Origin of the sequence: Okeania sp. KiyG1, assembly GCF_014132355.1 — a bacterium.
GTDB lineage: Bacteria > Cyanobacteriota > Cyanobacteriia > Cyanobacteriales > Microcoleaceae > Okeania.
On record NZ_BLZO01000063.1, the window covers coordinates 23,144 to 44,557 of the forward strand.

Here is a 21,414-nt window from a genome sequence, read left to right on the forward strand (position 1 = left end):
AGTTGGGAGTACCGTAGGTTGGGTTAAGGGACAGCGCAACCAAACATATTCAGTTATCAGTTATCAGTTATCAGTTATCAGTTATCAGTTATCAGTAAAAGGGAAGAGGAAAAAATATTGAGATACATCTCTATTTTTATTCAGTTTTTTTTATCAACCCAACGGACAAATGGTAAATTTTTTGTCTAATTTTATGACCTGTAAAAGTCGGGAATAAATTTTAATTCATCGCCAATTTAGTAGTCTTTTCGTAATCTGAAGATTTGCTCATATATCCTAATTTTCAAATCCAAAGAAACTGGCGATCGCTGGTAATAATTCTTCCCACTGTAGAATTAATTTTGCCGTCTTAGGTAACTCTGTAAATAAGCCTTTAAAAAATCTAATTACTCCTTTTGCTTTTTGTTTGTTTTCCTGGGGATTTTTTCCTGCTTCTGCCAGACTTTGTAATTCCTTTAAAGCTTCTTCTTTATCCTCTTGGCTCAAATTTGATTCTGCTTCAATTGCTGCTTTAAGTTGAGTCAAAGCTTCTTTAATTCCTGGCTTATTTGCTTCGGAAGAATCTGGTAATTCATTGATAGAAGCAGTAACATTTCCTTGAACATAACCTGTGACAAAATTGGAACCATAACTTGTTCCAACTTTTATAGATTTGTCTTCCATATTTAACCTCCATTAATTTATGAAAAATTTGTTGATTTAAAAATAATTTGATACTTTTTAATTGGAAATATTAGTCAATAGAAGAGACTACATCTCCCCCTACTTCACCTGATACGAAATTAGAACCAACGCTGGTTTCAACTTGAACAGATTTATCTTCAAATTTAACAGATTTATCTTCAATAGAACAGTTCTTAAAATTAAAATTTTTGTTTATTTTTCCTATTTTTCCTTGTTCAGAATTCATAACATCGCATAAATTAACAATTACTGTCCTAATCCAGCCTGAATTGGGGCTAACTATAATGTTTTTATAGCCAGAATTGCCTTCAATAACTAGACCATACTTTTGAGAAGTTTTATTAGGTCGATGATGACACAATAGCAAAATATCAACAATTATCAATAGTAAGCCAAATATTTGGAAATTTTTGTTTGGAGATTGAAGTAATATAATAGCTATAAATATTAGTAATCCAGCACCTATAAATCGTAAAGTAGAAAACCTTTTAGTTCTTTTTTCAGTAGTTTTCAATTCAATATAACGAATACTGGTGATGTTGTTAATTTGATAAACAGTATCCTTATAAATTAAGGTTTTTCCTCTAACTTTTAAAACCGATACTTCTACTTCTTCTGGTTCAGGATACGATTTTGGTAAATTATCATCCACCCTTCAATTGACTTCAAAATTATTCTTGTACTAGGACTTAGCTGTCAGCTTTTTTCAAGCTGTACAACTTAGTTCAGATAGACTAAAAATATTAACTAATCATATATTGAATTAGAAAATTTTCCATCATACCCTAAGACATAGTTTAAGAGTTAAATCTAGTTTTGACTATACTAAATTGCCTGCTTAAATCGCGATTTTTGTAAATAAAAATCAAGCGAATATAGGAAAATATCCTAAAACGTCCTATGAGAATGAGCTAAAATGGCTAAAACTATTATTAAATCTAAACTCAATGAGTATTACAGAAATTTTGCAATTTGCCGATCGCCTAGTTTTTGCTCATAGAGGAAAACATTTAGATGATATTCAAGAAACAGTTATTAAAGGCGTTTGGCAAGGTAAAACTTATGAAAATATTGCACAAGAATGTAACCGTAGTGAAAGTCGAATTCGAGATGTAGGTTATCAACTATGGAAAACTTTTTCCGAAAGTTTAGGAGAAGATATAAATAAATCTAATTTTCGCTCTACTATTGAAAGATTACAGATACAAGAAAAATCGTCTATTTGTAGAACTAATTGTAATTTTAACTTCGGGTCACAAACTCTATATCAATATCAAAAATATTCTCAAGATTCTCAAACTAAAGATACAGCTAAAACAACTTTTCAGGATTTAAGTATTGCCCCTACAATTAATCCTACTTACTTTTACGGACGTACTAAAGAACTAGAAATTTTATCCAACTATATCCTCCATCAAAAAACTCGTCTGATGTCAGTATTAGGATTAAGCGGTATTGGCAAAACAACCCTAGTCAAAAGATTTATTGACTTGAATATCCCACAATTCGATGTAGTAATTTGGAGAAATTTAAAACTTGTTAAATCTCTAAACTCTCTAATGACCGACCTCTTAAAAAAAATCAGTCTCCAAAATCAAAATATTCTCATCTCAGACGAACAATTCACCCAATTTTTAGACTTATTATCTAGGCAAAAATGTTTAATTGTTCTCGACGACGTACAAAATATATTTATCAGTAGAAAATTTGCCGGACAATATCAAACTCAACACACAGAATATCAAAACCTCTTCCAAGCGATCGCTCAAACAGAACATCAAAGTTGTGTAATATTAATTAGTCAAGAAAAAGCTCAAGAAATGACAGCCTTAGACCGAGAATTATATCCAATTCAATGTTTAGAATTAGAAGGCTTAGATAATTCAGCCGGAATAGAAATAATCCAAGAATATAAACTACAAGACCGAGACTATTGGTTGAAATTAAACAATATATATCTAGGCAATCCCTTATACTTACAATATATATGTACTTTAATCAAAGATATCTTTCAAGACCTAGCATCTCAACTGATAGCTGAAGGGAACTTAATTATCACAGAAGAAATGAAACTACTTTTCGACACCTCATATCAGAAAATGTCAGACATAGAAAAACAAATAGTTTTAAAAATAAGTAAATCCGATGAAAATCTTTCCATAGAAGACTTAAAAAAATCCTGCTCATTATCCTCTATAGATATTATCAATGGATTACAATCCCTGAAAAGACGATACTTATTAAATCAAATAAAAACCAACAATACCTTATTTAGCCTATCCCCCTTATTCAAAGAATATATGAAAAACTTTCAGATGCAAAACTAAACCATTTAATAGCAGTTAGGAGTCAGGAGTCAGGAGTCAGGAGTCAGAATGTTAAAAGCTTTCAGTTCACCAAATAAAGATTTTTTGTCTTTTCCCTATTCCCTATTCCCTATTCCCTATTCCCTAAAAAGCAAAATTAAGTAATTTTTTAATGATTTTAGCCACGAATTCTGATAACTTACCGAATTATTAATTATTAATTATTAATTATTAAATAATTCTGGTTTAAAGCCGACCCTTTTAAGGGGAAAAAAGCGGTCGAGGGATGGATGGGTTTCCTAACCATATCCAATCGACCAAGAGAAGAAATAATATTTCCTTATATTCAATTCTGTTTCTGTTAAAACCAGAGGTAATTATCAATTATCCATTATCAATTATCAATTATCAATTAATGAAAGCAGGTTCAGTAGTTAATGCGGTCAAACTGAAGAAATAAATATTTTTTGCCTGCCTCCTATTTTCTACTCCCTACTACCTTTCAGAATTTTCAAAGTTTTAAATTCACCGAATAAATATTTTTACCGAATAATTAAATTTTAAAACCTCTCCTTTAGAAGATAAACAAGAAAAAAAATCCTTTGAATCAATCCTCTTCTTTTCAAAGACAGGTAACTGTTAATTATTAATTATTAATTATTAATTGTTGAACTGTACCCTATTGCCTATTCCCTAAAATGCCAGATTAAGTAATTTTTCTGAATAATTTTAGCAACGAAATTTTATAACTTACAGCAGGTTAAGTAATTAATAGCAAATATCAAAAGTGTTGCTAATACGTTAGTAGCACTTCAATTATTAAGTAGTTAACACAAGCCGAATAACTTTTTTAATAATTATTAGTTAGGAGTGTATTAATTATTCATCTTTTTACTTCTCTTCCACTTCCCCACTCCCCTACTCCCCACTCCCTCACTCCCCCACTCCCCTACTCCCCACTCCCCACTCCCTTTCTTAATAGTAAACTTTCGTTACAATCCCAACCAGACTATTTCCACAGATGTCACGTCCTTGTAAACTTAACTAATCAGGACAATCATATTGACCTACTGATACTGATATAGCAGAAGGCAAAAGGGAAAGGCTATCTTGAAAATTTGAGTTTGAGACTTTTGTTATATCCCAACCTTATGCTTTGCTAGCTATTTAGATAAAAAATTTGAGAAGTAGAAGGTAAAATAAAGATGGCCGAATCTAGCCAACTACCATATTTATTACGAGCAACTAAGGGTGAAATCTTAGACCGTCCACCTGTATGGATGATGAGACAAGCAGGACGTTACATGAAATCTTATCGAGATTTACGAGAGAAATATCCCTCATTTCGCGAGCGTTCCGAAAATACAGATATTGCTGTGGAAATATCTCTGCAACCTTTCCACGCATTTAAACCAGATGGAGTAATTTTATTCTCAGATATCTTAACCCCCCTACCAGCAATAGGCATTGATTTTGATATTGTCGAAAGTAAAGGACCAATAATTGACCCTCCTATTCGCACTCAATCTCAAATAGACCAACTTCATCCCATCGAACCAGAAGAGTCTCTACCTTTTATTAGGGAAATTTTACAAATTCTCAAAAGAGAAGTTAAGAACGAAGCAGCAATTTTAGGTTTTATTGGGGCACCTTGGACTCTAGCAGCTTATGCCATAGAAGGTAAAAGTTCTAAAGATTATACTTTTATCAAGAGAATGGCCTTTTGCGAACCAGAAATGTTGCATAAGTTTCTCGGTAAACTAGCAGACGCGATCGCCGTTTATGCTCGTTACCAGATAAATAGTGGAGCACAAGTTATCCAAATGTTTGATTCTTGGGCAGGTCAACTTAGTCCTCAAGATTATGAAACTTTTGCCTTGCCTTATCAAAAACGAGTAGTCAAACAGGTTAAGGCAACTCATCCCAATACACCTTTTATTCTTTATATTAATGGCAGTGCTGGATTATTAGAGAGAATGCCCCAAACTGGTGTTGATATAGTTAGTGTAGACTGGACAGTAGACATCGGCGAAGCAAGACAACGCCTAGGTAAAAATATTGGCATACAGGGAAATATAGACCCCGGAGTACTTTTTGGTTCTAAAGAGTTTATCAAATCTCGCATTTTAGAAACTATCCGCAAAGCAGGCAACCAAGGTCATATATTAAATTTAGGACATGGTGTGTTGCAGAAGACTCCTGAAGAAAATGTAGAGTTCTTCTTTAAAACGGCCAAAGAGGTCAGCAATTTACTAGCAGTGACAGCTTAGTTAAATTAAACCATATTTGAGATTTCCATTAATTTTTGCTTTGTCTAGGGGTGGGTTAATACTCGCCCCTATATTTTAGTAGAAGTAAGAAGGAAGAAGGAAGAAGTAATACCAATTTCATAAATATTTGCTACAGTTTCTTGAGTAGGGGAGCGGGGAGTAGGGGAGTGGGGGAGAAGTAAACATAAGAATAATTGACAGTTTCCTAGGTTGTAATTATCAAAACTGCCATTTCACCTACGTTAATTACTTAATAATTGAAGTTTCACCTAAGCATAGCATTCTTTTTTAAAATTGGTATAAGAAGAAATAATATTGTGTTGTCTTAGTTTTATAGCGCTTTTCACATAGATAGACTACAGTTAGTACGGGCAACCAAAAAGCATTTTTGGCGTTGCTGAAATCAGGAATGAAAGTCAACTTTGAGTAAATTTTCAGCCAAAACAATAGTGCAAACTATACCTACTTATTTAGCTTCTTAGTGACAGATTTGAAACTTGATTTAGGGAGGGTATCTTGCTTCGCACTCTGATAGACATCAAAAAGAAAGTCCGGCAATTATTCCTATTATTTATCATATTATTCGATCAAATTAGTCTTATACCAATTTTATAAATGTTTGTTACAAATAGGTAGGGTACTTCTTAGGAGTCAGTCCTCAGGAGTCAGGAGTCGTATGGGAATAGATTTAATACCAGTTTTTAGGTCATAAATTCTCTTTTTCTCTTGGTGCGCGTTCCCTCTCTTGGTCGGCGTTCCCTTGCGACTGGCGTCGTCGCGGGGTCCGACCGCTTGCGACTGGCGTCGTCGCGGGGTCGCACCGCTTTGTCAAAGGGGAATTTCCTGCAAATTTTTTTTATTGCACTTATTATTCGTAACATTCTTTTTTCAAATTAGTCTTATACCAATTCCCAGCCATTAATTCTATAGTTAGGTAACACTTCAGTTATTAAATAATTAACACTAACTCAATCGTCTTTTTCCTAATTTGAGCAAATTTAATGTTAATTATTCTGATGTTTACTTCTTCCTGTACATACCTTGCATGCAACGTCCCTACCCACTCCCCTACTCCCATACTTAAGAAAATGTAGAAAAGTTTTTGATAAATAGTATTACACATCCGTATTTTTACCGTTAGCTAAAATCAGATTTTTTTACCTAAAATAGCTAAGAAAGAGTGTAAACCTCTTTGGATACATAAAATTTATTTGCTATAGTCTAGAAGATAGTATCAACAGTAAAAAATTACTTATAACCGGAATTTTACTTATCATCTAAGACTGAAAATATTTTTTTATGAGCCATAAACGGATTTTTGTAACTGGTGCTAGTGGGTGTATCGGTCACTATATTGTTGAGTCATTAATTCAAAATACTCAACACGAACTTTTCTTATTAGTGCGAAACCCGGAAAAGTTAAAAGTTGATTATAAAGCTCGTTCGGGTGTAAATCTTTTAACAGCAAATCTCCGAGAAATTGAAAGATTTTCAGACTTACTTTCAGAAATTAATGTAGCTATTCTCATTGCTACTGCTTGGGGAAACTTACAGGAAGTATTTGATATAAATGTTGTCAAAACAATTAAATTAGTCAAATTACTCAATCCAGAAGTATGTGAAAATATCATCTATTTTTCTACAGCTAGTATTCTTGACAGTCAAAACAAATTACTCAGAAAAGCTGGTGAGATTGGTACTGATTATATCCGCTCTAAATATGACTGTATGTATCAGTTATCTCGACTCAAGAATGTACCTCCTCTAACTTGTCTTTTTCCTACTTTAGTTTTAGGTGGAGATGATAAAAAACCTTATTCTCATCTTTCCTCTGGTTTGCCAGAAATAATTAGATATATTGGTTTAATTAGGTGGTTAAAAGCTGATGGTAGTTTCCATTTTATTCATGCTGAGGATATTGCTAGAGTCGTTACTTATCTAGTGGAAAACCCACCCCAGTCTCAGGAACTTCAGAAATTAGTTTTGGGAAATACACAAGTTACAGTTAATCAGGCAATTACGGAAATTTGTGCATATCTGAAGAAGCGAGTATATTTTCAGTTTAATTTGTCTCCTTGGTTGATAGAACTAATAATTGTAGTATTTCAAATTCAAATAGCTGCTTGGGATAGATTTTGTTTAGAATATCGTGATTTTACATATCAAAATCCAGTTAATCCAGCTACTTTTGAATTACCGACTTTTTGTCCTACTGTTGCTGATATTTTTAGAACTAGCCGCTACGCGGAAGTTAAAAGTTAAAAGTTAAAAGTCAATCATTTTTGATTTGTAATTGTTTGAGGATTTTGTAACTGGAAAGTTTCAAAGATATAGTTTAGCAATCTCTTGCTAATACTTTGAGAACTAGAGATCTAGAGATATTTTCCATCACTGAAGAAATACAAAGTTCTCATCTCCTAAATTCAGAACAATTTGCTCCCTTCATTGTTCATTTTCTGAAGCTTCAAAAAAATAGAGGAAATTCCCAGGCAACTAACAAAAAACTGTGATAGTATAGAAGTATAAGGGTAAGTTCGCCTATACGCATGACTTTTTATTCAACTAAAAAAACATGATCGCACAGTTTCAAACAAATATAAAGTGTAGCTATAGATGATGTGGAAAATATCGTCACTCAACACTTAATGAATCCAGCCACTCTTCAACTACCAACTTCTTGTCCTACTGTTACTGATACCCGTGAGAACTAGAGATATTTTTCATAACTAGCCACTACGCGCAAGTCAAAATTCAAAATCAAAAAGTCAAAAGTATTGATTGATAAAACTTCTAGGATTTTGTAACTGGTTAGTTATTTTTGCCATCCTGCACTAGAGAAGTAGAAAGCTCTCAAATTCTCAACTCAGAAAAATTTCTTCGTTTCATTTTCTGAAGCTCAAAAAATTAGAGGATATTCCCTGGGAATAAACAAAAAAATTGTGATAGTATAGAAGTATAAGGGTGAACTCGTCTATATACATGACTTTTTATTCAACAAAAAAACTGAGTAATTTCAAACAAAGATATATATAGTGTGGCAATGGATGATATGGAAAGTATCGCCACTCAACACTTAATGAATCCAGCCACTCTTCAAATACCAACTTCTTGTCCTACTGTTGCTGATACGCCTGAGAACTAGAGATATTTTCTTTATAACTGAAGAAGAAAGCTTTCAAATCCTCAAGTCAGAAAAGAAAAATTTCTTTGCTTCATTTTCTGAAGCTCAAAAAAATCAGAGGAAATTCCCCAGGGAATAAACAAAAAACTGTGATAGTATAGAAGTATAAGGGTAAATTCGTCTATACGCATGACTTTTTATTCAACGCAAAAAAACAGGATAACAGAGTTTCAAGCAAAGTATAGAGTGTGACGATGAATGGGAAAATATCGCCACTCAACACTTAATTAATCTAGTCACCCTTCAACTACCAATTTTTTGTCCTACTCTTACCGATATTCTGAGAAGAAGTAGAAAGCTTTCAAATCCTCAAGTCAGAAAAGAAAAATTTCTTCGCTTCATTTTCTGAAGCTCAAAAAAATCAGAGGAAATTCCCAGGGAACAAACAAAAAAACTGTGGTAGTATAGAAGTATAATGGTAAACTCGCCTATGCGCATGACTTTTTATTCAACGCAAGAAACAGGGTAATAGAGGTTCAAACAAATATAAAGTGTAACGATAGATGATATGGAAAATATCGTCACCTCTTGAGAACTAGAAATATTTTCCATAACTAAAGAAGTAGAAAGTTCTCAACTCCTCAACTCAGAAAAATTTGCTCTCTTCATTTTTCATTTTCTAAAGCTCAAAAAAAATCAGAGGAGATTTCCCTGGCAATAAACAAAAAACTGTGATAGTATAGAATTATAAGGGTAAACTCGCCTATGCGCATGACTTTTTATTCAACGCAAAAAAAACAGTACTCTAATAACCTAAACATCAAAACACAAAAAATTAGTTAGATAGCCAACAAAACAGGCTGAATATCTAAGCGATCGCCAACCCTTAAACCCAACTCAGCAGCTCTTCCCCCCCTCAACTCAATAACTCCATCCACAGGAACATTAGGTCCATAAGTAGGACAAGGTTCAGATTCACAAGGAGGTAAATTAGAAAAAATTGCCTGTACCTCCCCATTCCTCAGAAACACCATATCCAGATTAATAAACACATTTCTCATCCAAAAATTCACAGTCCGAGGAGGGTTAATCTCAAACAACATACCTCGATCATCTGGCAACTCAGTCCTAAACATTAAACCTATCCCCTGTTCAAGTGGAGTTTGTGCCACCTCCAAATTAATAGTCTGACCAGAAAAACTCGTCTGTGCTGAAATAGGTAACATTTGACCTAATTCCACCTCACCAAAAATAGAACTAAAACTTGACTCCTCAAGACTTGTCACCCCTGACAAAACTGCTAAATATTCTCCCGTTACTCGGTCTTGAATAATAGTATTACTCTCAGAAGAAATAATATTCAGTTCACTAAATTGTAACCCTCCAGTTAGGATTAGGCGATCGCCACCATTACCAAAATCTGTAATTACATCTGCATCTGTAATATTCACCCCACCAGTAGAAGATAGACCGCCACGTCTACCAATAGCAAATAAATCATCACCCTCGCCTCCACTCATAGTATCGCTACCCAAATTACCAATTAACCAGTCAGGGCCAAAATCTCCAAACATCAAGTCATTTCCTTGCCCGCCAAAAATTGTATCGGCATCTTGTCCACCATATAAAATATCATCTCCTTGATTGCCTTGAAGAACATCAGTTCCTTGGTTGCCGAAGATTTGGTCATTCCCCCCGAAACCTTGAACAATATCTTTACTTGTCAAAGCAGCAATTATGTCATCTTCAGGAGTGCCACTGAGAAAATCAATACCTGGTGTACCTTGAATATTAGTCATTTCAGTTATCAGTTATTAGTCTCTAGGAGAAAGATATTTTAGTTGAATAAAAAGTCATGTGTATAGGCGAGTTAACCCTTATAGAAGTAAGCATATCAAAATTATTTAGAAGCTGCAAGCAGATTCCGGTAACAGATTTTTTTGAGCTTCACAAAATGAATATAGCGCTAGACACAGATTTGGCCACGGATACACGGATGGATGTAGTCCAGTAGTGGAATGTTTCTATAACTGCCTCGCAATGATAATCTCTGAGAATAATAATGTCCGCAGCGAGGGGGGAAGGAAAAGCATTTGTTTTATGTGAAGCACCCATAGACTCCCCGAAGCAGTCTTTTCTATCATACGGGAGATTGCTTCGGCTAAGTTAATGGTAAATCCTAGAGGTTAACTGTTTCTATAACCGCCTCGCAATGACAATAACTTCTGTCATAGAAAGGGGGAAGAACTGGTATCTGATGAGCGATAAATAGGTTATTAAAAACTGATAACTGAATCTCAGACGGCTGAAACGGTTATATGTTACAGTCTACAAGTCTCTCCACAAGATAATTTATCACCTTATCGACTAGGGGGAGATATCCCTCCCTGAATACCTCTAGTCTGCTTCCGCTTATATTTAAGATGTAGTAAGACCTCAACCAATTTCCTTCTTTACGCCATCCCACTTGATCGCCGAATGCTTCCCATACTTCTTTATCATACTGCCTACTACCACCCAAATTCTGGTAAATCTGCCTCTGCACAGAAAAGCCAAACTTACCATGACTGTATCTTACCCAAAGATGGTCAATATTGCGCAGGTCTTGACAAGGAAAATTATCTATATCTTCCTTCCTCAACCAACCTTCCTCTTCTCGTCTTGCAATTTTCAGCATACAACGTTCAGTTTCCTCATCTGCTTTTTTCCATTCTTCTGCTGCTAATAAATTACGCAATTGAGTATAGTCTACCCCTATAAATCGAACCAAAAGTGCATCAGTAGAAACAAAATTTTGTGGAGATTGTTGATTATTTTCAGTAGTATAAACAGAAGAATTAGTAAACCCTAATTCAGCCAAAATATCCTCAACCTTATGGTAACGTTGCCTCGGTTTTTGCGCCACCAAACTATCTAAAATTTTACCCAATTCATCACTTACAAAATTTCCATTTAAACAATCTCGCCATACCCATTCCATTTCCATTACATCATACAAATCAAAGGGACTCATCCCAGTCAATAAATGCAAACAAACTACCCCTAAACTATACAAGTCACTCCCAAACTTTGCCTTTCCCATCGACTGTTCTGGGGCACAATATTCTGCCGAACCAATAACCGTTCCAGTCACCGTCCGACGTTGAGTTTTCGGAATAATCTTAGAAGCTCCAAAGTCAACCAAAACTAACCTTTTATCTGCCTCTCTCCTAATAATATTCTCCGGTTTAATATCCCGATGAATCACATTATGACCGTGAACAAACTGCAAAACAGATAATAAATCTATTAACAATTCTCGAATCTGACCTTCATGAAAAACCCCACGATTATCTAACTCTTGTTGCAGGGTTTCTCCCTGAATAAATTCTTGTACTAAATATTGACGACTATCCACAGAAAAATAAGCAAAAAGTTCCGGAATTTGTGGATGCTTTCCTAACAACTCCAACCTTTCCGCTTCCTGTGCAAATAACTCCGCAGCTTTTTCCACAGTTTCCGTTCCCTGAGCTTGAGGAAGAAACTGTTTAATTACACAAGGAGGTTTAGAAGGTTTAAACTCATCCACAGCTAAAAAAGTTCGACCAAAACCACCTTGTCCGAGAATACTTTTTGCCCAATAACGTTCTACAAGTAATAGTTTATCTCCACATTTTTGACAGAACTGAAAATTATCGGGATTAATAGTTAGACATTCTGGGTTCAGACATTGAGACATAATAAATTAATGGATAATTGATAATGGATAATTGATAATTAATACAGTGCATTCCAGGTTGATGAAGTACAGTAACACTAATCGCTTTTTAAATAGTTTTTGAAGTCTGGAATTAAGTTTTAATTCTTACTTTTGCCAATCTACTATAATCACTTTAGCACACTTACATTGAATAGATTGATAATGGATAATTGATAATTGATACAGTGCATTCCAGGTTAATAAAGTACAGTAGCACAAATCGCTTTTTAAATAGTTTTTGAAGTCTGGAATTAAGTTTTAATTTAAAAAAATTTAGGTTGGGTTGATGCAAAGTTAGTGAAGCTTATCCGTAGGATAAACCCAACAAATTATTTCCCGTATTCTAGACTATATATCTTAGACAAATTACTAGAGATAAATCGTCAGGAGTTAGAAGCTATATTTAGTATTGATGATTTGAAAAACTATTTTTCTCAATTATTAATAACAGAAAAAAATATAATTTATTCCTGATTTGTTAAGGAAAGACTTTTATTTTGAGGAAATTGCAGAAACTTTATAATTATAATTTGAGCAATTTCCACCAGTTATTACTAACTTGAATTAACTCAAGCTCTAGGTTGGGTTGAGGCAACTTTAGCGGAGCTTATCCGTAGAATAAACCCAACAAATTATTTGCCGTATTCCAGATTATATATCTTAGACAAATTACTAGAAATAAATCGTCAGGAGTTAGAAGCTATATTTAGTATTGATGATTTGAATAAACTCTTTTTCTCAATTATTAATAACAGAAACAAAAATAGAAGTTATTCCTAAGTTGTTAAGAAAAGGGTAAGCATTTCCTGCGGAATACGGAGCTAACAGCTATTAGCTATCAACAAAAAGACTCTATCTTTAAGGACAGTGTTTAAATTAACAACTTACTTTAAGGGTAAGGGAGGCAACTTTTGTAGTAAGACAGTTAATCAGGACTTACGCAGAGACTTTATTTATGGTGAGGGCGAATGCCATTCGCCCCTACAGATGGTTGTTTAAAAGTCAATTTGCGTAAGTCCTGTAATAAAGCTTTGACCCTAAACTAAAAGCACTCTTCTGATAGCTGAATGCTGAATGCTTACAAAAAAGACTTTTATGTTGAGGAAATTGCAGAAACTTTATAATTATAATTTGAGCAAGTGCCACCAGTTTTGCTAACTTGAATTAACTCAAACTGTTGGTTGAGTTAAGGCAAATTTAGCGGAGATTATCCGTAGAATAAACCCAACAAATTATTTGCCGTATTCCAGATTATATATCTTAGAAAAATCACTATAAATAAATCGTCAGAAGTTAGAAGCTATATTTAGTATTGATGATTTAAAAAAACTCTTTTTCTCAATTATTAATAACAGAGACAAAAATAGAAGTTATTCCTGATTTGTTAAGGAAAGACTTTTATGTTGAGGAAATTGCAGAAATTTTATAATTATAATTTGAGCAATTTCTACCAGTTATTGCTAACTTGAATTAAATCAAACTTTAGGTTGGGTTGAGGAAAAGAAATCAAACAAATTATTTCCCATATTCCAGACTATATTTCCTAGAAAAATTACTAGAAATAAATCGTCAGGAGTGAGAAGCTATGTTTAGTATTGATGATTTGAAAAAACTCCTTACTATTCTGACTCCTAACTCCTCTTAATGTTTAATTAATACCGAAATTAACTTAATAACGTTAAAGTTAGTTAATCCGTAGAAACTGATATTTCATCCTAATCTGAGGAACTAATATTTAATGCGAGTCTTATTAATTTATCCCTTATTTCCCCAATCTTTTTGGTCTTTTGAAAAAATTCTGGAACTGATAAATCGCAAAGTAATGCTACCTCCGTTAGGTCTAGTAACAGTAGCAGCAATCTTACCCCAGGAATGGGAATATAAATTAGTAGATAGAAATATTAGGGCAGTCACAGAAGCAGAATGGCAATGGGCAGATTTAGTCATACTCTCGGCCATGATTGTCCAAAAAGAAGACTTACATGACCAAATCCGAGAAGCAAAACGACGCAATAAATTAGTGGCCTGTGGTGGTCCATATCCCACAGCGTTACCCCAAGAACAACTGGACAGTGGTGTAGATTTTCTAATTCTGGACGAAGGGGAAATTACTTTGCCAATGTTTATCGATGCTATTCAGCGGGGGGAAACTCAAGGTATTTTCCGTGCAGATGGGAATAAACCAGATGTGACAATTACCCCTATTCCCAGATTTGATTTATTGGAAATGGAATATTATGAATCTATGTCGGTTCAGTTTTCCCGTGGTTGTCCGTTCCAATGTGAATTTTGCGATATTATTGTTCTGTATGGTCGCAAACCCCGTACCAAAACGCCAGCACAATTATTAGCAGAATTAGATTATCTCTACAATTTAGGATGGCGTGGTTCTCTATTTATGGTGGATGACAACTTTATTGGCAACAAACGTAACGTCAAATTGTTGCTCAAAGAATTAAAAGTTTGGCAAGCAGAACATCAATATCCATTTAAAATGACTACCGAAGCTTCCGTTAACTTAGCAGAAGACCCAGAATTAATGCAATTAATGGTAGATTCTAATCTTAGAGCAGTATTTTTGGGAATAGAAACTCCTGATGAAGATAGTTTAGAGTTAACCCACAAATATCAAAATAATCGTAACCCTCTCAATGAAGCAGTAGAGAAAATTATTAAATCTGGTATCAGAGTAATGGCAGGGTTTATTATCGGTTTCGATGGAGAAAAACCAGGAGCAGGCGATCGCATCGTTAAATTTGTGGAAGAGACAACTATTCCCACTGCCATGTTTAGTATGTTGCAAGTCTTACCAAATACCGCACTTTGGCATCGTCTGAAAAAGGAAGGTCGCCTTTTAGATAAAGGTGCTAATGCTAATCAAGTGACACTGATGAATTTTATCCCCACCAGACCAATAGAAAATATTGCAAAGGAGTATGTAGAAGCATTCTGGCAATTGTACGACCATGAAAAATTTTTAGACCGAACTTATCGGCATTTTCTGATGATGGGTGCCCCCACTGCTAAAGGTCTTACAAAAATGCCAAGTTGGATGGAGTTGCGAGCGTTATTAATTATTTGCTGGCGACAGGGAATAAAGCGGAAAACTCGTTGGAAGTTTTGGCATCATTTGTTTAGTATTAAAAAACATAATCCTAGTATTTTGCCACGTTATATTAGTACCTGCGCTCATATAGAACATTTTTATGAGTATCGTCATATTGTCAAAGAGAATATTGAGGCACAGTTAGCTGAATATTTAGCTGAGAATAAACAGTTAAATCTCATAGAGAAGGAAGCAGAAAAACCTAAATTGGAAAAGGTAAAAGAAGAAGCCGCTTAAAGTTTGCAAGTAGAGGGGTTTAATAAAATTTATGGTAGTGGTGCATTGTCCGGCAATGTTTTTTACCAGACACAGCAGTGGGAGCATCTTGCTCCCGTGCCAGTTATTCCTCTTTGGGCGTTACTGAATCAAGGTATGAAAAGAAAAACTGAAGAATCTCAAATATTTGTCATTCAATAGTTTAGTAACCGTCAAAAAATACAAATCATACCCACACATTAGTAACGTCTCTCTTTGCTGTGTATCATTACTATGCAGGACTACCCAATTTACAGCGTAAGTCCTGATTAGTAAGGTACACCAGTCGCGGGCAAGATGCCAGCACTACAAATACTTTACCATTCATATCTGGGGTCTGGGGGAGTTAGGCATAAAAAAAATTCTCCAATCGTTATTAAATATTTGTGATTCTCTCTACTCCTTACTCTTAACTCCTAAAGAGTTAATTATTTGACATCTCCAAAAATCAAAAATAAAATCAATTATTATCCAGAAATCATCAATTATTTTCCCCTACTGCCTACTGCCTACTGCCTCTTTTCTGGAGATGTCTATTCTATAACTGTTTAACCAGATTTGATATCAGCTTTCAACTGAGTTTTTTGGCTAAAATTTGCCCTATCTTTTTAACCATTGGGTCAATTTCAATCGCAAAATATTCTCCAATTTCCTTTTCTACCAAATTAGTCAAATTAACTGTTTCTGGATAAATATCAAACACTAAAGAAAATTTGCTCATCTCCCTAATTATTAACAGTACTCCATCCAAACAAACCAGGTCTTTAACATCAAGATATTGAACAAAATCATTCTGCCAAACTACTTCAACTTTTATCCCTCCCCCTGATAAATTCTCTTTAGAAGTTAACTGACAATATCCCGAAGGTACACCATAAAATAAAGACCCAGAAATTTCTTCTCCCAAACGAATAGACCTTTCTAAATTTAGCTTTTTCTGCCTTTCATATTGTGCAGCAACTTTTGTCGAAGCCAGATAAAACTTTAATAGATAAAACTCTCCTAATATCTCTTTACCTAAAATTGTTAATGCCCGCCCATTGACAGAAATATTAGACTTGATTTCCACTTCAGTATATAAACTATCAGAAACATCAAGAATTAATTCACATCCCAAACCTTGTGAACGAACTTGATAAACTTTTCCCGTTTCTTGAATAATTCCAGTAAACATTAAAGAATAATTAGTAATAGTTAACACTCATTATCTGATTTATATTATGTCCTAGTATCGGTATGTTAAGTGCGAAGGTAAGGAAGAAGGAAGAGGGAAGAGTCAGGAAGATTAAGAGCAAGAAAAAACTTAAATTTCCTGTAGATATTTACCCTTGGGTTTACACAAACGCGCCCCAGCGGACATGATATTACTCGTCACTATATAATAGTGTAAATTTTAATCCAGTTAACTTTTCTTCCAAAACTCGTTCGCGAAAAGCATCTGTCGCAAAAATATAACTACGAACAAGTTGAGGAACTTTGAATAGCGCAACATTATCTAAAAGACTTGTATCAAATGAGTATTTTTTTTACTCGCATAACCTTATGGCTGTTTTTAAAGTATAGGCATTCACTTTTTTTTTCATCTAAACAGTCAATTATGTTGATAATATTTAAAACTTTCATATTAAAGCCTTCAACGTCAATAGACAAAATTTCTACCTCATTTAAAATCAGCTTTTTTAATTTTATTAACGAAATATTATCACAAACTAAAATTCCAGAATCCATGTCCACGAAGTTTCCAACAGCTCTTTTAAAACTTCCAGGAGCATTTAGAGTTTTAAACTTTGCCTGATACTTTGGCCAAGTATCTCCAAACTTCTGATATAGAATCCGGTTATACAGTATATGTTTATAATTCTATCCACACTTTCTCGCCTTAAATCTCCCCATCCCCCCATCTCCCCATCTCCCCATCCCCCATCTCATATAATAAGTATTCAACCGGATTTGATATGACCTTCAAAATAAGGCCACTGCTCATATAAATCTAGTATTGTCCCAGCATCTCCAGTTAAATGAATAGCAGCAAAATTTTCGACATCTGACTGTACGTCCCAGACTTTCATGAATCTATTCCACTGATAAAATGCGATTAATCCAAATAATATAACTTTAATTGTTTGAGAATAAATACCTATTCAATTACCTGAGTAGAGCATTGTCTTTTAAGTTTAAAATTACTCTCTTACTCCTTTCAAAGTCTTTAAAATTAAGGTTTTCCAGGTTGACATTAAATTTTTCTAATAAAACAAAGTTATGAATAACCTTAACAAGGCTTGCTTTTTTTCGAGAATAGTATTAATCTATAAATTAATGAAGCAATAAACCTAGTTTGAACTCAGAGGTTAGTATTAGTAAGTAATAGATAAGCTGTTTCAAATCAGAGGAATTTACGAGAATGATTTATGAAATTGGGCTACAGTTCAATATAAAAATGAAAGCTATACATAATCTAAAAAAATTAGAACATCAAGCGAACTCTAACTCTACAATAAAAACTTCACAATAAATAGCAAAATTATACCGATAAAAACTTGAAATACTCATAACCTTAAGTTAAAAAAGGAAATTAATTATGTAAAGTCTACTGAAAACAGTTAAGCATATTAATCTACTCGGTAAAAGTGTCTGTTAAAGACGAAGAAATAAGTAATAAAAAGCATATTGTTGGTAAATTCTGTTGGCAACAGGGGATAACATCCCCTGTTTTTTTTGTTAATAGATATCTCCAACAATAAAAAATAAAATCAATTATCGTACATAAATTATCAATTCTTTCCCCTCCAGGGAGGGGTTAGGGTGGGTTCTCCTCCCAGGAGGGGTTAGGGTGGGTTCCCTATTCCCTCCATACCTATTCCCTATTCCCTCTTTTCTGGAGATGTCTAATGATTTTGAATATTTGGTAAGAAACAATTTGCATCTTAGCTTTTTGAATCAATTAGAGATACTATAGCACTACGCAAATAGGTTAGGAAATTTATAAATGCTCAAGCTCAGTCAGATATTACTTTTAACTTTTAACTTTTAACTTTTAACTGTTCTCAAGTTACTGAGGTACAGTTGTTTTTCTTCTTTTTTATTCCCTGCTCCCTACTCCCTACTCCCTACTCCCTACTCCCTAAAGCAAAGGAATGCGCGTACCTCACTCTTCTTGGGAATTGCTATATATTCTGACTCAGATGACACATTGAGTAAATTACGATAAACTATAAAAGATTAAATTGCCAAAATTTTTATTATTATACTTACTATCTATGCCAAGAAAAACTCAAAAAAAAGCCACTTCTAATTCTCAACCTCAAGAAAATGCCCTATCATTCTCTTCTATTCATGCTAGGATTAATTTCCTCAACGAAAAACATAAAAAACTTCTGACCAAAATCAAACGTAAAAAAACTGAGTTGTCTAACCTAACTCAACAAATGCAAACACTTACTCAAGAAATGGTTCAAAAAAGTAGACCATTTTATGAAAAAATAAATAGTCTAGATCAAAAAATTCATGGTTTATTTGAAAAAATTTTAAGTAATAAACGTTTAGGAAAACGTCAAAAACAAGAAGTGATAGAGATTTATCAAGTCTTACAATTAACAGGTAAAATTTCTCCCCGGCCAGAATATTTCAAACGGTCATCATCAGTAAATTTTCAAGATGAAGATAGAGATGATGATGAACAGACAACAGAGAAAGATTTTTTGGAGAAAATAATCATTACTATGAAAATGAAGATATTTCTCAACCACGTCCCAGTAGAGACCTGAGAAAAATATTCTTAAAATTAGCCGATAAATTTCACCCAGATAAAGCTAGCGATAATGAAACTCGTGTTTTCTATACTGAAATAATGAAAGAAATTAATATTGCTTATCAAAGTGGCGATCTAGCTCGGTTACTAGAGATTGAAAGAGATAAAAATCAAGAGAAAAATTAAGTTTTCCCAAAATGATAGTGAAAAAAATGCGAACAATTAGAGAAAGAAATTGAACTATTATCTCAGCAGTATGAACAAGTTAAATCAGAATTACGAGAAGTGAAAAATACTCCTCAAGGAAATATGGTAAAACAGTATCGCAAAGCAAAGCGACAAGGAGAAAATTTGATGGAAATGTTAGTTGCAGAAATAGAAGTAGACCTAAATTCTTTGCAAGAATTGCATAATTTTGTTAAAGATTTTAAAGACAGGAAAATTACACTAAAAGAGTTTGTTAGAGGTCCTAATTATGTAAATATAGATGATATGGAAGATATGATTAATGAAATGTTTGTAGTGGTAAATATATAAATAATGGATAATGGATAATTGATAATTACCTCGGGTTTTAACCGTTACGGAATTGAATATAAGGAAATATTATTTCTTCTCTTAGTCCATTGGATATGCTTAGGAAACCCATCCATCCCACCCTACGGGAAGCTGCGCTTTTTCCGTTTGTCATGCTACGCTTGCCATGTCGGCGACAGCCGTTAACGTAGTTATGCGAAGCAAAACGACCGCTTTTTTCCCTTAAAAGGGAGGCTTGAAACCAAAATTATTTAATTATTAATTATTAATTATTCGGTAAGAAGCAAGAAGGAAGAACCGAAGGAATAAAAAATAGGAAAAGTGGATGAGGTCAAACCTCAACAAGCTTGTAGAAACTACAGCTGAAGCAGGTAGGAATTAAACCTATAGAACCCATTTGGAATCTATTTATACAGGGAGATGGGGAGATTCGTATATTTGCACAATTAAATGTATTTCATAATAATATTCTCTGAAGAAAAAGAATTAGCACTGCCCTTTTCAGGGGATAAAAAGCGGTCGAGAGATGGCGTTTTGCTCCGCAACATATAAAGCGGAGCGGCTCTGTCAAGGGCGAGTTTCCGTTCCCTCCGGGACGCTTTCCGTTTCGGAATGCTACCGCAAACGCGTTAACGTAGTTGTGCGCTAGCAAACGCCATATCTATAGAGACCAAGAGAAAAGAGAATATTCCTGATGTCAAACCTCCTTATTGCAGGAGGTAGTGATAACTGATAACTGATAACTGATAACTGATAACTGATAACTGATAACTGATAACTGAAATGACAGAATCTATTTCTTGGCAGGAACGCTATCTCAATTTAATCGACCACATTGTAGAAATTACTCTCAAAGGTCAAATTCGTTCTAAAGAACAAGTATATCAAATGCTGGTAAAAGAAGTTAGCAGTGGTACGGGGGAAATTTTTGAACGTTGTTTTGATGAACGTCTGCAAACTGTCCAAAACCAAGTAGATACAGAAACTGATGAGTTAAAACAAGCAAAAGCTAATCGTCGTTTGCGGGCACTGAAAACTATTCAAGGAGAATGGGAGCGGTGGGAAAAACTAAATCAAACTCAAGAAGCGATCGCTTCATCTGTACAAGAAATTATTAATGCTGAGTCTAGCGATCGCCTGACTACTTTATTCAATGCTATTGACCCTAACCAAAAACAACCTCTAACTCTCAATCAACTACAAAAACTGGCTAAAAGTCTAGACGGACAAAAACTCCAAACTGCTGACTCTGAATTAGAAAAAGATTTGCAACAGTTTTCGACTGGTATTACTAAAGGTCTTGAAGCTTGGCAACGACTGCAACCTTATTTGGTAAGTTGGATTTATGACCAAAGTAAGGGTCAATTAGGATTTGGTGGTACTCCCGAACAACGAGGACCGTGGGTATTATGGGCAAAACAGGTAAATAGTTCTTTTCCAGAGGGTTTATTTAATACTATTGCTCTGGAAAAGTCGATTGTAGAATTTGCGAGTAAGGCGAGTATTGAGGCTAGTAATTTAGTTGAATTGGCATTGATTTTACAATGTTTACAAAGGGGATTAGTTGAATGGTTTGATAAGTTAATTTATGATGCTAAGGTAGGGGCAAAATTATCGATTTCTACTTTTTTAACTTTTGCTACTATTT

General features: G+C 34.2%; 14 protein-coding genes and 1 pseudogene. 8 read left to right on the top strand and 7 right to left on the bottom strand.

The window, feature by feature from the left end; genetic code table 11:
- Window positions 1-276: 276 nt before the first annotated feature.
- Together SAGCYANO_RS13095 and SAGCYANO_RS13100 are read right to left on the bottom strand one after the other, a co-directional pair.
- On the bottom strand, window positions 277-663 hold the full coding sequence (locus SAGCYANO_RS13095; protein WP_202220486.1) for a hypothetical protein: 387 nt from the start codon (window positions 661-663) through the stop codon (window positions 277-279).
- 70 nt (window positions 664-733) lie between these two features.
- Window positions 734-1,336, bottom strand: a complete 603-nt coding sequence (locus SAGCYANO_RS13100) for a DUF6232 family protein (RefSeq protein WP_202220487.1) — start codon at window positions 1,334-1,336, stop codon at window positions 734-736.
- 295 nt (window positions 1,337-1,631) lie between these two features.
- Here SAGCYANO_RS13100 and SAGCYANO_RS13105 point away from each other — a divergent pair, with 295 nt between their 5' ends.
- The 3 genes from SAGCYANO_RS13105 to SAGCYANO_RS13125 all read left to right on the top strand — a co-directional run bounded on the left by SAGCYANO_RS13105 (window position 1,632) and on the right by SAGCYANO_RS13125 (window position 7,522).
- Window positions 1,632-3,011 carry an NB-ARC domain-containing protein gene (locus SAGCYANO_RS13105; RefSeq protein ID WP_202220488.1) on the top strand — a complete coding sequence of 460 codons (1,380 nt, stop codon included), beginning with the start codon at window positions 1,632-1,634 and terminating at the stop codon, window positions 3,009-3,011.
- Window positions 3,012-4,195: 1,184 nt separating this feature from the next.
- On the top strand, window positions 4,196-5,260 hold the full coding sequence (gene hemE / locus SAGCYANO_RS13110) for a uroporphyrinogen decarboxylase (protein ID WP_202220489.1): 1,065 nt from the start codon (window positions 4,196-4,198) through the stop codon (window positions 5,258-5,260).
- Window positions 5,261-6,559: 1,299 nt separating this feature from the next.
- Window positions 6,560-7,522, top strand: coding sequence for an NAD(P)-dependent oxidoreductase (locus SAGCYANO_RS13125; protein WP_202220492.1), 963 nt, complete (start codon window positions 6,560-6,562; stop codon window positions 7,520-7,522).
- 1,698 nt (window positions 7,523-9,220) lie between these two features.
- Here SAGCYANO_RS13125 and SAGCYANO_RS49205 read toward each other — a convergent pair.
- Window positions 9,221-10,180, bottom strand: a complete 960-nt coding sequence (locus SAGCYANO_RS49205; RefSeq protein ID WP_202220493.1) for a DUF192 domain-containing protein — start codon at window positions 10,178-10,180, stop codon at window positions 9,221-9,223.
- Between the two features lie 515 nt (window positions 10,181-10,695).
- Window positions 10,696-12,099 carry a GUN4 domain-containing protein gene (locus SAGCYANO_RS13135; RefSeq protein ID WP_202220494.1) on the bottom strand — a complete coding sequence of 468 codons (1,404 nt, stop codon included), beginning with the start codon at window positions 12,097-12,099 and terminating at the stop codon, window positions 10,696-10,698.
- Between the two features lie 1,759 nt (window positions 12,100-13,858).
- On the opposite strand from SAGCYANO_RS13135, the gene SAGCYANO_RS13140 reads away from it, so the two are divergent.
- Together SAGCYANO_RS13140 and SAGCYANO_RS13145 are read left to right on the top strand one after the other, a co-directional pair.
- Window positions 13,859-15,463 (top strand): B12-binding domain-containing radical SAM protein, encoded by a 1,605-nt coding sequence (locus SAGCYANO_RS13140; protein ID WP_202220495.1) that lies wholly within the window; start codon window positions 13,859-13,861, stop codon window positions 15,461-15,463.
- Between the two features lie 3 nt (window positions 15,464-15,466).
- Window positions 15,467-15,643 (top strand): hypothetical protein, encoded by a 177-nt coding sequence (locus SAGCYANO_RS13145; RefSeq protein WP_202220496.1) that lies wholly within the window; start codon window positions 15,467-15,469, stop codon window positions 15,641-15,643.
- A 409-nt stretch (window positions 15,644-16,052) separates the two neighbouring features.
- On the opposite strand, the gene SAGCYANO_RS13150 is transcribed toward SAGCYANO_RS13145, so the two are convergent.
- The 3 genes from SAGCYANO_RS13150 to SAGCYANO_RS47535 form a co-directional block, all read right to left on the bottom strand.
- Window positions 16,053-16,682 carry a hypothetical protein gene (locus SAGCYANO_RS13150; RefSeq protein WP_202220497.1) on the bottom strand — a complete coding sequence of 210 codons (630 nt, stop codon included), beginning with the start codon at window positions 16,680-16,682 and terminating at the stop codon, window positions 16,053-16,055.
- 308 nt (window positions 16,683-16,990) lie between these two features.
- Window positions 16,991-17,209 (bottom strand): hypothetical protein, encoded by a 219-nt coding sequence (locus SAGCYANO_RS13155; RefSeq protein WP_202220498.1) that lies wholly within the window; start codon window positions 17,207-17,209, stop codon window positions 16,991-16,993.
- A gap of 212 nt (window positions 17,210-17,421) precedes the next feature.
- On the bottom strand, window positions 17,422-17,550 hold the full coding sequence (locus SAGCYANO_RS47535; protein WP_255502556.1) for a hypothetical protein: 129 nt from the start codon (window positions 17,548-17,550) through the stop codon (window positions 17,422-17,424).
- 1,188 nt (window positions 17,551-18,738) lie between these two features.
- Here SAGCYANO_RS47535 and SAGCYANO_RS13160 point away from each other — a divergent pair.
- From SAGCYANO_RS13160 to SAGCYANO_RS13170, 3 genes and pseudogenes are all read left to right on the top strand, one after another.
- Window positions 18,739-19,245 (top strand): hypothetical protein, encoded by a 507-nt coding sequence (locus SAGCYANO_RS13160; RefSeq protein ID WP_202220499.1) that lies wholly within the window; start codon window positions 18,739-18,741, stop codon window positions 19,243-19,245.
- Between the two features lie 293 nt (window positions 19,246-19,538).
- Window positions 19,539-19,766 (top strand): hypothetical protein, encoded by a 228-nt coding sequence (locus tag SAGCYANO_RS13165; RefSeq protein WP_202220500.1) that lies wholly within the window; start codon window positions 19,539-19,541, stop codon window positions 19,764-19,766.
- A 783-nt stretch (window positions 19,767-20,549) separates the two neighbouring features.
- Window positions 20,550-21,414 (top strand): annotated as a pseudogene (locus tag SAGCYANO_RS13170) (hypothetical protein); the annotation flags it as partial.